Source organism: Hydrogenophaga sp. FW305-3-2-15-A-LB1 (genome assembly GCF_058787875.1).
The window spans coordinates 88,499-103,140 of the sequence record NZ_JBYTAE010000006.1 but is presented as its reverse complement, the minus strand read 5'-3'; the positions used below and the strand labels follow the sequence as shown (position 1 = coordinate 103,140).

Genomic DNA, 14,642 nt, shown 5'->3' with positions numbered 1-14,642 from the left:
GGGAAAGGAAGAGGTTCTTCATGAAATGTCTTTCGTTTGAACGCCGCTGAATGCGGCAGTGACGGGCTTTCACATTGTAAATCTGGGCCCATCGGCAGACGGACGGGCGATCCCGGTGTTTCCCCGTATAGCCATAGCAACAACCGAGCCGGCCCATGTTGGTGCGTCCGGATCCTGCATCAGCGCGCAGTTTATTTTTTATAAATGAGAATCAGTCGCATTTATGGGGTACACTGCATGCACTGACCACCCAGGAGCCGATGCCATGCAGACTTTGTCGATCACCCGTCCGCTGTTGCGCGTGCCGCGACGTGTTGCCGCCGTGTCCGCTGTCGATGCGGACGAGGCGCAGACCCAGGTCGCGCCGAGCGTGCTCGATGGGCTTTCGAGCATCGACAGCCTGTCGCTGCTGCAGGGTGGCAAGTGCGTGCAGATCGCGCACAACGGATCGATGTACAAGCTGCAATCCACCAAGCTGGGCAAGCTGATCCTGACCAAATAGTTTTTTTCGTGGGGCGACCCTGAGGCTTGGTTCTCAGGTGTCGTTTTTGCTAGCCATCGGTGATGCCGGCCAGCCATGCATTTTTTCCCCCGCTGAGTTCAAGCAGAATCCGGATGTCCCGCCCCAAGACATCCGAGGAACCATGACAGATTCCACTGCTTCCTTTCTGGCCGCTCGCGATTTCCTGCTCACCCACCGACTGGACTACGAGCGCGCCTACCGCGATTTCCAGTGGCCCGTGCTGGGCGAGTTCAACTGGGCGCTGGACCACTTCGACGCGATGGCGCGCGGCAACGGCGCCACCGCCCTGCACATCGTGGGCGACGACGGCAGCGAGGTGAAACGATCCTTCTCGCAGATGGCCGAGCGCTCCTCGCAGGTGGCCAACCACCTGCGCGCCATCGGCGTGCAGCGGGGCGACCGCATCCTGCTCATGCTTGGCAACGAGCTGGCGCTGTGGGAGGTGATGCTCGCGGCGATGAAACTGGGTGCCGTGCTGATCCCGGCCACCGCCTTGCTGACCGCCGACGACCTGCGCGACCGGCTGGAGCGCGGCCAGGTGCGGCACGTGGTCGCGGCCAGCGCGCAGACGGGCAAGTTCGACGGCCTCGCGGGCGACTACACGCGCATCAGCGTGGGGGAGAGCGTGGCCGGTTGGCTGCGCTTCGAGGACGCGGCGCAGGCCGCCACGGCCTTCACGCCCGATGGCCCCACGCGCGCCACCGACCCGCTGCTGCTGTACTTCACCTCCGGCACCACGTCCAAGCCCAAGCTGGTGCTGCACACGCACCAGAGTTACCCCGTCGGGCACCTGGCCACCATGTACTGGATCGGCCTGCTGCCGGGTGACGTGCACCTGAACATCTCGTCGCCGGGCTGGGCCAAGCACGCCTGGAGCTGCTTCTTCGCGCCCTGGAACGCCGGGGCCTGCATCTTCATCTTCAACTACGCGCGCTTCGACGCACCCGGCCTGCTGTCCGTGCTGGAACGCCACCGCGTGACCAGCCTGTGCGCGCCGCCGACGGTGTGGCGCATGCTGATCCAGGAAGACCTGGCGGCGCGGCGCGAGCGCCTGAGCCTGCGCGAACTCATTGGCGCCGGCGAGCCGCTCAACCCCGAGATCATCGAACAGGTGCGCGCCGCGTGGGGCCTGGACCTGCGCGACGGCTATGGCCAGACCGAAACCACGGCGCAGGTGGGCAACCCGCCGGGCCAGTTGCTCAAGCCGGGCTCCATGGGGCGGCCTCTGCCTGGTTACCGCATCGAGCTGCTCGACGTGGACGGACAAGCCGCGAGCGAAGGCGAGGTGTCGCTGCCGCTGGCGCAGCGACCGCTGGGCCTGATGGCGGGTTACCAGGGCAGCGAGTCGCAGAACAGCAGCGCGATGCGCGACGGTCACTACCACACGGGCGACATCGCCCAGCGCGATGCCGACGGCTACATCACCTTCGTGGGCCGCGCCGACGACGTGTTCAAGGCCTCGGACTACCGCATCAGCCCCTTCGAGCTGGAAAGCGCCTTGATGGAGCACGAGGCGGTGATGGAGGTGGCCGTGGTGCCCAGCCCCGATCCGGTGCGCCTCGCGGTGCCCAAGGCCTACCTGATCCTGCGGCCCGGGGTGGTGGCCAGCCCGGAACTGGCGCAGGCCCTCTTTGCGTTCTCGCGCGAGCACCTCGCGCCGTACAAGCGCATCCGGCGGCTGGAGTTCGTGCAGGAACTGCCCAAGACCGTGTCGGGCAAGATCCGGCGCGTGCAGTTGCGCACCGAAGAGGCCCAGCGGGTGGCCGCGGGCTCGCGCGGCGGGCAGGCCTTTCAGGAAGACGATTTCCCGGCGCGCGCCCAGCGCTGACCCTCAATGCCGGCGCGAATGGGCCGGCAGCAGGTGGAGTTCGGTCGTGGCGTCCTGCGCCAGCACCACCGTGTAGCTGCGGCGGTTCTCGCCGGTCAGCGCGGTGACGTGGTAGGTGCCCGTCGGCAGCACCATGTCGATCAGAGGGGCGCCCGCGTTGGTGAGGGTGAGCAGACGGCGCCCCGGCAGATCGTGGATTTCCAGCGTGGGCGGAGCCCGGTCAGCGGGCGGCGCGCCGCGCACCCGCGCCAGCATGCGCCGCCACAGGACGGGCACGGACCAGCGGGTCTCGTCGGCACAGGCATGGATCAGCAGCCGCGATCGGGTGTCCTGGCCTTCTGCAAGGGTGTCGGCATCCATCATGGGCGCATCTTGGTCCTTGGGCTGCCGTGCCATGTGTCGCGGTCCGGGTGCTTGTGTGCCATCTGACACAAAGGCGGGCAGACCCGCCCATCAGGGGATGAGCTCGGCGAGGGTGCGAGCGAGTTCGTCGCGCCGCAGGGGTTTCATCAGAACGCGGGTCACGCCCGAGTCGCTGGCGCGGCGGGCCAGCAGCGCCCCGCCGTAGCCACTGACCAGCACCACTGGCAGTTGCAGCGAGCGCGCCCGCAAGGTGCTGGCGAACTGTGTGCCGCTCAGGCCGGGCATGCGTTCATCGGTGATCACGGCGGCATACCGCTGCGGCGCCTCGGTCACCGCCTGCAGCGCGTCGCCGGCATCGTCAAAGCACACGGGCTCGTAACCCAGGCCCGTCAGCATCTCCTGGGCCAGCGCCAGCAGCCCCGGTTCGTCGTCCACCACCAGCAGGCGTTGGCCGGCGCCGGCGGGCACGGGCGTGGAAGCTGCGGTCGATTCGGGAACGGCGTCGGTGCATTCGGGCAGGTAGAGCGTGAAGCGCGCACCCTGGCCCGGCAGGCTGTCGACGTCGATCCCGCCGCCGAACTCTGCGACCACGCCAAAGACCACCGCCAGGCCCAGCCCCGTGCCGCCCTGGGTGCCGCGCGCGGAGAAGAACGGCTCGAACAGGTGCTCCATGACCTCGGGCGTGATGCCCACGCCCTGGTCGGTCACGCCCAGCGCCAGGTAGTCGCCAGCGGGCAGCGGCGAGTGGGACAGCACCTGGGGCGTGGTGACCTGCCGGCGCTCGAGCTGGACGCTGAGCATGCCGCCATCGGGCATGGCCTGCATGGCGTTGGTGCACAGGTTCATGACCGCCTCGAAGACCTGCGTCGCGTCGCCGCGCAGCCGCGCGCCGGGCGCGGCGAGCATCCGTTCCAGCACCACCCCCGGACGCAGCGAGGCGGTCAGCAGCGTCAGCACCTCCTCGACCACCGGCTCCAGCTCGAAGACGGCCGAGGTGCGCGCGCCGCCCCGGCTGAACGAGAGGATGCGTTCGATCAGCAACTGGCCGCGCTGGGCGGCCTGCAGCACCTTGTCCAGGTGCCGGGCCTGGTCGCTGCCGGGCGCGGCGGCGTCCTGCGCCATTTCCCCGTACCCGACGATGCCGGCCAGCACGTTGTTGAAGTCGTGCGAGACGCCGCCGGCCAGGGCGCCCAGGGCCTCGAGCCGGCTGGTGCGGGCCAGTTGCACCTGTAGGGCTTGCTGCGCCGCCAGCCGCTGCCGTTCGGACCGCGTCACGAAGTGCACCGCCGCCGCCATGGTGACCAGCAGGAAGGCCAGCGCGGCGATGGCCAGCTGCAGCGCGCCACGCCAGCCCTGAAGCACGGCGGCGAGTTCCCGGGACACCACGACATCCAGGCCGTAGCGCGGCACCCGGTGCGAGCCGACCAGGTGCTCGCTGCCATCGCTGAAGCGCTGCCTGGCCAGGCGAGGGCGCTGCGCCAGTCCGGCCTCATCGGCTCGCAGCAGCCCGACGTTGACCCCCGCGAGCAGCGCGCCATCGCGGCGGAAGATGGCCATGCGCGCGTCGGCCGCGGGCAGGGCCACGCCAAAGGCGCCCAGCAACTGGTTGGCCGGCATGGCGGCGACGATCCAGCCGCCCGGGTGGCCGTGCACGGCGCCCACGCGAAACGCCAGCGCGACCTGCGCCTGCGCCCCCCCGGCCGGCACGAAGGGCTGGCTCAAGGCGGTGGCCCCTTCGGCGAGCGAGTCCAGCCGTGGCAGGAAGGTCTGCAGGTCCGGCGGGGCCGTGGCCTCGGACGAGGCGATCGGCGCCTGGTCCTTGTCCAGCAGCCAGAGCGTGGTCACCAGCGGCATCAGGGCCGCTCGCGTCTGCAGCGCCTGGACGGTCTGGCTGTCCACCGTGGGCAGTCGGCGCCGGCCGAGTTCCAGGGCCAATGCCTGCAAACCCTCTTCGGCGCCCTGCAAGCCGCGATCGAGTTCGTCGGTCAGCGCCAGGGAGAGCAGGGCCATTTCCCGTCCCTGGCTCTCCAGTGCGCTGCGGTGCAACTGCCAGAGCGCCAGCGAGGTGACCGCCACCAGCAGCAACCACAGCGCCAGTGCGAACAGCCACGGGAGGCCCGAGGCTCGCGGTCGGAAGGTGGTGTCAGGGGTCGATCGGTTCAACGAGGCACCTGTGCGCATGGGTGTCCAGTATGCGCCGCCGCGTGTCCCGAGCGGTGGCTTGCGCTACATTGGGCGCCACACGATGAGCACCACCACCGTTCCCCACATTCTCGTGATCGACGATGACGCGGACGTGCGCGACCTGGTGGTCGAGTACCTCGGCAAGAACGACATGCGCGTGAGCGCCGGGTGTTCGGGGGCGGAGATGTTCGCGCTGTTCGACCGCGAGGCCATCGACCTCGTGTTGCTGGACCTCAGGTTGCCCGGCGAGGACGGCATGCTGCTGGCCCGCGCCTTGCGCGAACGGGCCACCGTGCCCATCGTGTTGTTGACCGGGCGCAGCGAGGAGGCCGATCGCGTCATGGGCCTGGAGCTGGGCGCGGACGACTACGTCACCAAACCGTTCAGCCCCCGCGAGCTGCTCGCTCGCGTGCGCGCGGTGCTGCGCCGCTACCAGGTGCAGGCCACGCTGCCCGAGCGCGACAACACGCGGCGCGCCTACCGCTTTTCGGGCTGGGAGCTGAACCTGCGCACCCGCCGCCTGGTGTCGCCGGCGGGCCAGTCGGTGGAGCTGTCCAACGGCGAATTCAGCCTGCTCAACGCGCTGTGCCGGGCGCCGCGGCGCGTGCTGAGCCGCGATCAGTTGTTGTCGATGTCGCGCCTGCATGAAGCCGAGGTCTACGACCGCACGATCGACGTGCAGATCCGCCGCCTGCGCCTCAAGATCGAAGCCGACGCCACCAACCCCACGCTGATTCTCACCGAGCGCGGCGCGGGCTACCTGCTGGCCAGCGAGGTCGAGACGCTGTTCTGATTCACGCGGGTGCGTCGTCGTCGCCGATCACGAGTTGCGTGGCGCTCGCGTAGCGGTGCGGCGGCACCTCGAGGTTGCTCGGTGCCGGCTTGTTCTTGAACACCCGTCCCGCGCCATCGAAGGTCGAGCCGTGGCAGGGGCAGAAGAAACCACCGGGCCAGTCGGCGGGCAGGCCGGGATTGCCGGTGCCTGCCGGCACCGAGGTGGGCGAGCAGCCCAGGTGGGTGCAGATGCCCACGGCGACGAAGAACTCGGGCTTGATCGAACGGGCCGGATTCCGGGCATAGGCGGGCTGCTGGTTGCGGTTCGACTGCGGGTCGGCCAGCTCGGCGTCGTGGCCCTGCAGCGCGGCCACCATCTCGGGCGTGCGGTGCACGACCCACACCGGTTTGCCCCGCCACTCGACGATGGTGGTGGCCCCGGGAGCCAGGGTCGAGACATCGACCTCCACCGGCCCGCCGGCCGCCTTGGCCCGCTCGCTCGGGGCGAACGACGCGGCGAACGGGTAGGCCGCGACCACCGCCGCCGCGCCACCCAGGCTGGCGGTGGTCACCATCCAGATGCGCCGTTGGGGGTCGGTGGGCATGGTGGGGTTCCTCGGGGTTCCAGGAGGGAGCCTGGACATGAGGGGATACTGCGCTTGCCCGGCCTGGGCGGTATTGCATGGAGCGCAAAGGCAGATGACAAGTGACATGTTGCCCAGCCATTGGCTGACACTGCACGGCCTCGCCGTCTCGTTGGCGGTCCTGGTCTACGTCTTCAGCTCGCACGCGATGCGCCAGCGCAGGCCGCCCGCGTCGGCGATCGCCTGGGTCCTGTTCATCGTGCTGCTGCCCTATGTGGCCCTGCCGGCGTTCCTGCTGCTCGGTTCGCGCAAGCTCGCCCGACCGGCCTCCCTCGCGGGCACCGCGCCGCGCCCACTGGCCTCGGGCGATGGCTGGGCGGCCGGCACCATCGTCTCGCTCGGACAGCCCGCACCCGCCGCCTACCGCGACCTGCGGCTGCACCGCGATGGCCGCCAAGCCCAGGAGGCCTTGATGCGCACGATCGACGGCGCGCAGGCCACCCTCGATCTGTGCACCTTCATCCTGGGGCGCGAGGGGCCGGGGCAGGCGGTGGTCGACCGTTTGACGGCCAAGGCCGGGCAGGGCGTTCGCGTGCGCCTGCTGCTCGACGGCATGGGCAGCCTGATGCAGCGTCCCCCGAGCCTCGACCGCCTGACCAGCGCGGGGGCCGAGTTCGTGCGCTTCGTGCCGCCGCTGCGCTCGCCGATCCGGGGGCGCACCAACCTGCGCGACCACCGCAAGATGCTGATCGCCGACGCGGGCCTGCCCTCGGCCCGCCTGTGGTGCGGTGGCCGCAACCTGGCCGCCGAGTACTTCATGGGTTCAGCCGGGCAGGCGCCCTGGCGCGATCTGAGCTTCGACCTGGGCGGTGCGCTGGTGCAGCAGGCGAGCGAGCTGTTCGAACACGACTGGCGCTTCGCCCGGGGCCTGCCGGCCCTTTCGCGCGAAGTCCTCCACGCCAGCGCGCAGGCCGGGGAAGGTGCCCAGCTCGTCGCCTCGGGGCCGGACCAGGCGGACGACACCGTGCTGGCGCTGCTGCTGACGGCGGCCTACCGGGCGAAGGCCCGCATCGCCCTGGCCACACCGTACTTCGTGCCCGACGCGGCGCTGCTGATGGCGCTGTGCCTGGCCGCGCGGCGCGGTGTGGTGGTCGACCTGCTGGTGCCCGCCCGCTCCAACCACCGGCTCTCGGACATGGCGCGGGGCCGGGCCTTGCGCTCGCTGGCCCAGGCCGGCGGCCGGATCTGGCTCGCGCCCGGGATGATGCACGCCAAGCTCGCGGTGTTCGATCAGACGCTGGCCCTGTGCGGCTCGGCCAATCTGGACAGCCGCAGCCTGTTGCTGAACTACGAGCTGATGTGCGCCTTCCACCCGCCGGCCGACGTGCAGCGGTTCGCCGACTGGTTCGACCAGGAGCGCGGCACGGCACAGCCCTACGTGGCCACCGCACCCGGGCTCGCGCGCGACATCGCCGAAGGCATGCTGCTGTGGCTGGGGTTCCAGCTCTGATCCCCGCGATTGCAAGTGAAATGTGCCAACGGGTGGATTGACACCGGCGAAGCACACCGGGCCACCAGCATCGGAACCGTGGTTGACGAAACGCAGCATCGACCGCAATCCAAGACCGCTGCGAACCTGGAGCTTCGAATGAAATTACGTACCGTCCTCATCACCGCCGCGATTGCCGCCATGGGGGCCAGCGCTTTTGCGCAAAGCACCATGGACAGTTCGCCCAAACCCGCCATGCCAAGCCCGGCGGCCGCCCCCGCGACCACCGCGATGCCCAAGACCATGCCGGCCGAAAAGCACAAGGCCGCCAAGGCCCCGCACAAGAAGCACGTGGCCAAGAAGGCGACACACAAGCAGAAGGCCATGCCGACCGAGCAGAAAGCCGCGGGCTGACGCACGCAACGGGGTGGGGCGCCGGCAGCCCCCCGCCGCGCCCCACCATGCCACGGCGCCGCAAATGACATTTGTCATCTGCGGCGTTGTCGTTTGCAACCTCCCGTTCCCACGCCCGCCGCAGAGTGAACCTCATCCCAACCACCGACCAGAAAGGCCGAACATGTCCAACAACCTCCCCGCGCTCCTGCTCGTTGATGCGATGGTCGGCGCCACGGCCTACACCCCTCCGCTGCACGAGTCGGGTGCTGTGCCGCTGTCGATGCAAGCCATGGACCATGTCCGGCGGGCGCAGGTCGACGTCTATTGCAGCCACGACAGCCTGGCCATCTCGGCCATCCGCGAGGCCCGCCGCGCGCTGCATGCCACGTCCGCCGTGGGTGTGGCCGATGCCCTGGTCGCGCTGGACGAGGCGTCCTGGTTCATCCGCCACCACGAGTTCCTGCGCGCGGAGGAGGCCCTGGAAACGGCGCTGGACCTCATGCGAGCCCTGTCAGGCCGGGTTTCATGAACCCGACGACCGGGCCGTCCGAGGGCGGCGGCGATCCACCCCCTGCCCGCAATGGCATGGCCATCCCGGAGCTGGTCGCCGAGGTGTACGAGACCGCGCTGCCGACCGACCGCGGCCACATGCTGGAACAGTTGCTGCGCCCTCTGGGCGTGCTGTCGCTGGTGGCGGTCGCCGATGGCGTCTTCGCGAAGATCCGTTTTCGCGGTGGCTGGCAGGAGTTCCACGTGCGGCTGGAGGACATCCCCAACGTGCAATCCGCCGACATCGTGGCGCTGGTCGATCACGCACAGCAGGTCAGCGTCGAAGCGGTCGATGGCCTCGCGCGGCTGGTGCTCATGTCTCCCGGCCTTTCGGGTTCGGCCGCGGCCATGGTGCTCGTGGGCCTGCTGCTGCAGCGCTCGCGCCAACGCCGCGTGGAGGGTGCCCGCGACCAAGCCGGGCCAGAACGAGACGCCTAGGGCCTCGCCTGTTCTATAAATAATCAGACGCGGCGGTTTATTATTGGGATTCGACCCCCAATGAAAGACCGCCATGAATGTGCTGATCGTCTATGCCCACCCGGAACCCCGGTCCTTCGGAAAGGCGCTGCTCGACCGCTCCGTCCAGACCTTGCAGGCCTGCGGGCACGAGGTCGTCGTGTCCGACCTGTACGCGATGGGTTTCAACCCCGTGGCGACGGGCGATGACTTCACCGAGCGGCGCTTCCCCGATGCCTTGCAGTACGACCGCGAGCAGAAGCAGTCCTCGCAGCGCCAGACCTTCACGCCCGACATCCAGGCCGAGCTCGACAAGCTGCTGGCCTGCGACCTGTTGATCCTGCAGTTCCCGCTGTGGTGGTTCTCGGTGCCCGCGATCCTCAAGGGCTGGATCGACCGCGTGTTCGTCAACGGCACCGTGTACGGTGCGGGCGGCAAACGCTTCGACAACGGCGGGCTCAAGGGGCGCAAGGCCATGCTGGCCTTCACCACCGGCTGCTTCCCCGACATGATGGAGGCCGACGGCCTGCTGGGGCAGCGCGACGTGATCCTGTGGCACCTGCAGCACGGCACCTTCGGCTACGGCGGCCTGCAGGTGCTGCCGCCCTTCGTGGGCTTCTCCATCCAGTACACCGACGAGGCCCAGCGGCACGCCTACCTCGACGCCTACGAGGCACGGTTGCGCGGCATCGAGCATGAAGAGGTGATGCCCTCGCACCCCCTGGCCGACTTCGGCCCCGACTGGCGGCTCAAACCCGGGATCGCTCCGCGCACGGCCGGGCACCGCCGACTGTCCACGGAGGCCTGACCCATGCCACAGGCCACCTGGAGCGATCTCGATATCGAAGCCTTGCTGACGCTGGACCGTCTGGGCGAAGGGCGCTGGCGCAGCCGCCACGGCGACGCCAACCTCAACGGCCGTTCGTACGGCGGCCAGCTGCTCGGGCAGGCCATGATGGCCGCGCTGATGGACGTGCCCGCCGGCCGCGAGGCGACCATGATGCAGTTCCTCTTCCTGCAAGGCGCGATGCCCGATGAGCCGGTGGACTTCGGCGTGACCGTGCTGCAGGAAGGCAAGCGCTTCAGCTCGCGCCACGTGCGCGCCGCGCAGGGCAATGGCCGCACGGTGCTGGACGCGCAGGTCACCTGCGCGCTGCCGCTGGACGCGCCGACCCACGCCAGCCCGAGCACCGCGCCCCTGGGCGAGCGGCCGGAGGATCTGCCCCGGTTCGACGAGGTGGACCGCGCGCTGATCGGCGACCTGACGCGGCTCGGTGGTTACTCGCAGGACCGCAAGCCCAGCATCGACTTCCGCGTGCCCGACCCCACGCGCCAGCTCGCCGAGACCCACATGAACGGGCGCTTCCGCTTCTGGATGCGCGCGATCCAGCCGCTGCCGGACGATGCGCGCTTCCAGGCCGCCGCCTTCGCCTACCTCTCCGACTGGTGGCTCAACTTCGCCGCGCTGGGCCTGCACCTGCGCGACCTCCACGGCCGGCCGCTCTACATCTCCAGCCTGAACCACGCGCTGTGGCTGCACCGCCCGGTGCGCGCCGACCAGTGGCTGCACGTGGACTGCACCAGCCCGTGCGCGCAGGCCGGGCGCGGCCTGTCCATCGGCTCGGTGCACGACCAGCAGGGCCGCCAGCTGGCGACGATGACGCAGGAATGCCTGATGGCTTATGTGAGCCAGCCTGTCGATGCCCAGGCAGCCATCACCGCCGAGCGTGTTGCGCCACGTAGTCCTTGAGCACACCGTCCATGCGGGCCTGCCAGCCGGCACCGGTGCTGCGGAAGTAGTCGAGGACCTCGGGGCTGTAGCGCACGGAAACCAGCACTTTGGTGAAAGAGGCCTTGGGGCGACCGCCTTTGTTGATCGTGGCGCGCTCCAGCATGTCTTCTGTCAGTTCGGGCAGTTCCTCGTACTCCGAGGCCTGCAGTCGGTGGGCATCGACCTTTTTCAGATCAGATTTCAAGGAGCGGGCCGATGCGGTCTTTTTCGCGGTCATTGGCTTTCCTCATGCTGAAGATGTGGCGATCCGCGCCACGCGGCGTGTAACCCACCACCACCATGCGGCCTGCCAGCAGGCCATAACAAATGATGCGGATCTCACCGTAGTCCTTGCGCGTGTCTTCCATCTCGAGCGTGGTGCCCTCGAACACGAGGGCGGCATCGGAAAAATCCAGTCCAACTTCCAGAAGTGTTCGGTCCCGTTTGGCGGCATCGAAGGTGACACGCATGTTATTGTAGCTACATAAACCTGTTCTGGCGACCGCGTCGTTCGGCAAGGGCGCTTGCACGACGTTCGCGTGCAGTCTAAGAGCGTGAAGAGCAGGGTTCCCCCACCCGTATCGGTGGAGGATGAGGCGGGCCGCGAGAGTCCGAATGGCTCGCTGTTCAGACCTGCTCGGCCGGCAGGTGCACCACGATGCCGTCGAGCGTCGGGCTCATGCGCAACTGGCAGCACAGCCGGCTGGTCTCGCGTGGCTCGGGCACGCCTTCGAGCATGAAGGCCTCGGTCTCGGAAATGGGCGGCAGGTGCGGCGCCCACTCGCTGCCGATGTAGCCGTGGCAGGTGGCGCAGCTGCAGGAGCCGCCGCAATCGCCGAGGATGCCGGGCACGCCGTTGTCCACCGCGATCTGCATCAGGCTGCGCTGGTTGGGGGCGTCGATGCGGCGGGCGGTGCCGTCGTGTTCGATGAAAGTGACGATGGGCATGGGAGCGAATTCCTTTTCGGTGGACCGGTGGACGATGGCTTGACATAGTCCGTCTCGTCGGACTATTATTGCACCATCGGAAACGGACAACAAGCCCGATCCGCCCCCGACACCACGGAGATGACACCTTGAGCAACTGCGCCCATGTGATTCCCATTGCGCCCGCTGCCGCGACCGGCTCGGCCGTTCGCTGGGACGACCTCGTCCGCGACGACCACGTGCACGGCTCCCTCTACACCGACCCCGCGATCTACCAGGCCGAGCTGCAGAAGATCTGGTACCGCACCTGGGTCTATGTGGGCCACGAGAGCGAGGTGCCCAGCGCCAACGACTACGTGATGAAGTCGATCGGCCCCGAGCCCATCCTCATGACGCGCGACAAGTCAGGCCAGATCCATCTGCTGCACAACCGCTGCCCGCACCGCGGCAACCGGGTCTGCATGACGGAGAAAGGCAACGCGCGCTCCTTCACCTGCCCGTACCACGGCTGGACCTTCGCCAACGACGGCGCGTTGCGCGGCTACCCGTTTCCCTCGGGCTACGAGGGCGCCGACCGCTCCCAGCTCGGCCTGGGCAAGGTGGCGCGCGTGGCCTCGCACCGGGGTTTCGTGTTCGGCTCGTTCGCGGAGGAGGGCGAGTCGCTGCTGGAGCACCTGGGCGCGGCCGCCGGCGCGATCGACGCGCTGTGCATGAACTCGCCCGAGGGCGAGGTCGAGGTCACGGCGGGTTACCTCAAGCACAAGGTCAAGGCCAACTGGAAGTTCCTGGTCGAGAACGAGACCGACGGTTACCACCCCTCGTTCGTGCACGCCTCCATCTTCGAGGTGGCGCAGAGCGGCATCGGCACGCTGTACGACAGCGACTCCACCGCCGTTTCGCGCGACTTCGGAAAGGGCCACACCGAAAACGACCTGCGGCCCGAGTTCCGCAAGCGCGATGTGCCCATGGGCTGGTTCGGCACCACGGCCGACCGGCTGCCGGCCTACGTCGCGCAGATGGAAGCGGCCTACGGCAAGGACAAGGCGCGCGAAATCATGATCGACGGCACGCCGCACATCATGATCTTCCCCAACCTGTTCATCGCGGAGATCCAGCTGTTCGTGCTGCAGCCGCTGTCGGTGGACCACACGGTGCAGCACGTCACCGCCATCCAGTTCAAGGGCGCGCCCGACATCAACCGCCGCCTGCGCCAGCAGACCATGGGCTCGGTGGGCCCGGCCGGTTTCCTGCTGGCCGACGACGCCGCCATGTACGAGCGCACGCAGCTCGGTGTGCAGTCCAGCAACCCCGAGTGGCTCTACCTGGGCCGGGGCCGCCACCGCGAGCGCCTGGACGAAAACGGCTACCGCATCAGCGACAACACCGACGAAACCCCTTCGCGCGGCATCTGGCGCCACTACAAATCCATGATGGAGGCTGCATGAGCTCCCTGGCACTCGATGCCCGTTCCCTGCTCGACGAGGTGACGCAGTTCATCTACCGCGAAGCGCGCTACCAGGACGACCACGCCTACGACGACTGGGAAGCCCTGTGGACCGACGACGGCGTCTACTGGATCCCGGCCAACGGCGAGGGCGGTGACCCGGAAAAGGAAATGTCCATCATCTACGACAACCGCTCGCGCATCGCCTTGCGCATCCGCCAGTTCCACACCGGCAAGCGCTACAGCCAGACCCCGCAGTCGCGCCTGCGCCGCGTGGTCTCGAACGTGGAGATCCTGAAACACGAGGGCGAGGAACTGCTGGTCACCTCCAACGCCATGGTGTTCGAGTCGTCCCCGGCGCGGGGCGACACCCTCTGGGCCTCGCGCAACGAATACACCCTGCGCCGCGAGGGCGATGCCCTGCGCATGGCGCGCAAGAAAGTCGTGCTGGTCAACAACGAGACCGCGCTGTACTCGATGGCCTTCCTCATCTAGCGCACCCCAGGAGACACACCCATGGCACCACAAGACAAGAAAACGCCAACCCCCGAGGTGCTGATCGGCGAAGGCCCGGCGCTGCTGGCGCTGCATGCCGACGGCGTGGCCCACATCCGCCTGAACCGGCCCGAGGCCGCCAACGGCCTGGACATGGCCATGCTCAAGGGCCTGCACGAGGTGATGACGGCGGTGCACGGCGACAGCCGCGTGCGCGCCGTGCTGATCACCGGCGAGGGCAAGAACTTCTGCGCCGGTGGCGACGTGCACACCTTCCTCTCCAAGGGCGAGGCGCTGCCGGACTACATCCGCATGGCCACGTCCTACCTGCAGATCGTGGCCTCCATGATGATGCGGCTCAACGCGCCGGTGGTCAGCGCCGTGCACGGCTTCGCGGCCGGCGGCGGCGGCATGGGCCTGGTGTGCTCGTCCGACTTCGTGGTCGCCGGCGCCTCGGCGAAATTCCTGGCCGGCGCCACGCGCGTGGCCATGGTGCCCGACGCGGGGGTCTCCGTCACGCTCACGCAGCTGGTGGGCCTGCGCAAGGCGATGGAGATCCTGATGCTCAACCCGGTGATCACCGCGCCACAGGCCCTGGCCATGGGCCTGATCACCCGCGTGGTGGACGACGAACAACTGCAGAGCGAAGCCTTCGCGCTGGCGCGCCAGCTCGCCGCCGGCGCGCCGGCCGCGCTCGCCGGCACCAAGCGCCTGCTGTGGAACGGCCTGGGCTCCGGCGTGGACGCCTGCATGCCCGAAGAGAACCGCATGCAGGCTTACCTCTCGGGCATGGCCGACGCGCGCGAGGGCCTGGCCGCCGTGATCGAGAAACGCGCGCCCACCTTCACGGGCCGCTGAA

At 68.7% G+C, this 14,642-nt stretch carries 18 protein-coding genes; 12 read left to right on the top strand and 6 right to left on the bottom strand.

Annotated features, from left to right (window positions below):
- The first annotated feature begins 265 nt into the window (after positions 1 to 265).
- Positions 266 to 502 (top strand): hemin uptake protein HemP, encoded by a 237-nt coding sequence (hemP, locus tag AC3WPZ_RS03230; protein WP_382324706.1) that lies wholly within the window; start codon positions 266 to 268, stop codon positions 500 to 502.
- A gap of 142 nt (positions 503 to 644) precedes the next feature.
- A complete protein-coding gene (locus tag AC3WPZ_RS03225; protein WP_492438115.1) occupies positions 645 to 2,351 on the top strand; it encodes an AMP-binding protein in 1,707 nt (568 codons plus the stop codon).
- A 3-nt stretch (positions 2,352 to 2,354) separates the two neighbouring features.
- On the opposite strand, the gene AC3WPZ_RS03220 is transcribed toward AC3WPZ_RS03225, so the two are convergent.
- Both AC3WPZ_RS03220 and AC3WPZ_RS03215 read right to left on the bottom strand, forming a co-directional pair.
- The gene (locus AC3WPZ_RS03220) at positions 2,355 to 2,747 is read right to left on the bottom strand and encodes a hypothetical protein (RefSeq protein WP_492438112.1); all 393 of its coding nucleotides are present in this window, start codon (positions 2,745 to 2,747) and stop codon (positions 2,355 to 2,357) included.
- Positions 2,748 to 2,804: 57 nt separating this feature from the next.
- Entirely contained in the window at positions 2,805 to 4,877 is a 2,073-nt protein-coding gene (locus AC3WPZ_RS03215; protein ID WP_492438110.1) for an ATP-binding protein, read from the bottom strand.
- An 82-nt stretch (positions 4,878 to 4,959) separates the two neighbouring features.
- Between AC3WPZ_RS03215 and AC3WPZ_RS03210 the strand changes: the two genes are divergently transcribed.
- The gene (locus AC3WPZ_RS03210) at positions 4,960 to 5,691 is read left to right on the top strand and encodes a response regulator (protein ID WP_382158108.1); all 732 of its coding nucleotides are present in this window, start codon (positions 4,960 to 4,962) and stop codon (positions 5,689 to 5,691) included.
- A 1-nt stretch (position 5,692) separates the two neighbouring features.
- Here AC3WPZ_RS03210 and petA read toward each other — a convergent pair whose 3' ends face one another.
- The gene (petA, locus tag AC3WPZ_RS03205) at positions 5,693 to 6,277 is read right to left on the bottom strand and encodes a ubiquinol-cytochrome c reductase iron-sulfur subunit (RefSeq protein ID WP_492438108.1); all 585 of its coding nucleotides are present in this window, start codon (positions 6,275 to 6,277) and stop codon (positions 5,693 to 5,695) included.
- Between the two features lie 106 nt (positions 6,278 to 6,383).
- Here petA and AC3WPZ_RS03200 point away from each other — a divergent pair, with 106 nt between their 5' ends.
- From AC3WPZ_RS03200 to AC3WPZ_RS03175, 6 genes are all read left to right on the top strand, one after another.
- On the top strand, positions 6,384 to 7,766 hold the full coding sequence (locus AC3WPZ_RS03200; protein WP_492438106.1) for a phospholipase D-like domain-containing protein: 1,383 nt from the start codon (positions 6,384 to 6,386) through the stop codon (positions 7,764 to 7,766).
- A gap of 78 nt (positions 7,767 to 7,844) precedes the next feature.
- The gene (locus AC3WPZ_RS03195) at positions 7,845 to 8,159 is read left to right on the top strand and encodes a hypothetical protein (protein WP_382324718.1); all 315 of its coding nucleotides are present in this window, start codon (positions 7,845 to 7,847) and stop codon (positions 8,157 to 8,159) included.
- Between the two features lie 163 nt (positions 8,160 to 8,322).
- A complete protein-coding gene (locus AC3WPZ_RS03190; protein WP_382158100.1) occupies positions 8,323 to 8,670 on the top strand; it encodes a hypothetical protein in 348 nt (115 codons plus the stop codon).
- On the top strand, positions 8,667 to 9,128 hold the full coding sequence (locus AC3WPZ_RS03185; RefSeq protein WP_492438104.1) for a hypothetical protein: 462 nt from the start codon (positions 8,667 to 8,669) through the stop codon (positions 9,126 to 9,128). The genes AC3WPZ_RS03190 and AC3WPZ_RS03185 overlap by 4 nt, the downstream gene beginning before the upstream one ends.
- 73 nt (positions 9,129 to 9,201) lie before the next feature.
- On the top strand, positions 9,202 to 9,954 hold the full coding sequence (locus AC3WPZ_RS03180; protein WP_492438102.1) for an NAD(P)H-dependent oxidoreductase: 753 nt from the start codon (positions 9,202 to 9,204) through the stop codon (positions 9,952 to 9,954).
- A gap of 3 nt (positions 9,955 to 9,957) precedes the next feature.
- Positions 9,958 to 10,896, top strand: a complete 939-nt coding sequence (locus AC3WPZ_RS03175; protein WP_492438100.1) for an acyl-CoA thioesterase — start codon at positions 9,958 to 9,960, stop codon at positions 10,894 to 10,896.
- On the opposite strand, the gene AC3WPZ_RS03170 is transcribed toward AC3WPZ_RS03175, so the two are convergent.
- The 3 genes from AC3WPZ_RS03170 to AC3WPZ_RS03160 all read right to left on the bottom strand — a co-directional run bounded on the left by AC3WPZ_RS03170 (position 10,862) and on the right by AC3WPZ_RS03160 (position 11,865).
- Positions 10,862 to 11,122, bottom strand: a complete 261-nt coding sequence (locus tag AC3WPZ_RS03170) for a BrnA antitoxin family protein (protein ID WP_382324726.1) — start codon at positions 11,120 to 11,122, stop codon at positions 10,862 to 10,864. The genes AC3WPZ_RS03175 and AC3WPZ_RS03170 overlap by 35 nt on opposite strands.
- Positions 11,112 to 11,387, bottom strand: coding sequence for a BrnT family toxin (locus AC3WPZ_RS03165; RefSeq protein ID WP_492438098.1), 276 nt, complete (start codon positions 11,385 to 11,387; stop codon positions 11,112 to 11,114). Before AC3WPZ_RS03165 ends, AC3WPZ_RS03170 begins: the two co-directional genes overlap by 11 nt.
- A 157-nt stretch (positions 11,388 to 11,544) precedes the next feature.
- A complete protein-coding gene (locus AC3WPZ_RS03160) occupies positions 11,545 to 11,865 on the bottom strand; it encodes a 2Fe-2S iron-sulfur cluster-binding protein (RefSeq protein WP_492438096.1) in 321 nt (106 codons plus the stop codon).
- Positions 11,866 to 11,993: 128 nt separating this feature from the next.
- Here AC3WPZ_RS03160 and AC3WPZ_RS03155 point away from each other — a divergent pair, with 128 nt between their 5' ends.
- From AC3WPZ_RS03155 to AC3WPZ_RS03145, 3 genes are read left to right on the top strand one after another with little or no spacing between them, the layout of a single operon-like run.
- On the top strand, positions 11,994 to 13,289 hold the full coding sequence (locus AC3WPZ_RS03155) for an aromatic ring-hydroxylating oxygenase subunit alpha (protein WP_492438094.1): 1,296 nt from the start codon (positions 11,994 to 11,996) through the stop codon (positions 13,287 to 13,289).
- A complete protein-coding gene (locus AC3WPZ_RS03150) occupies positions 13,286 to 13,783 on the top strand; it encodes an aromatic-ring-hydroxylating dioxygenase subunit beta (RefSeq protein ID WP_382324732.1) in 498 nt (165 codons plus the stop codon). The genes AC3WPZ_RS03155 and AC3WPZ_RS03150 overlap by 4 nt, the downstream gene beginning before the upstream one ends.
- Positions 13,784 to 13,804: 21 nt before the next feature.
- Entirely contained in the window at positions 13,805 to 14,641 is an 837-nt protein-coding gene (locus AC3WPZ_RS03145) for an enoyl-CoA hydratase/isomerase family protein (protein WP_492438092.1), read from the top strand.
- Position 14,642: the final 1 nt, after the last annotated feature.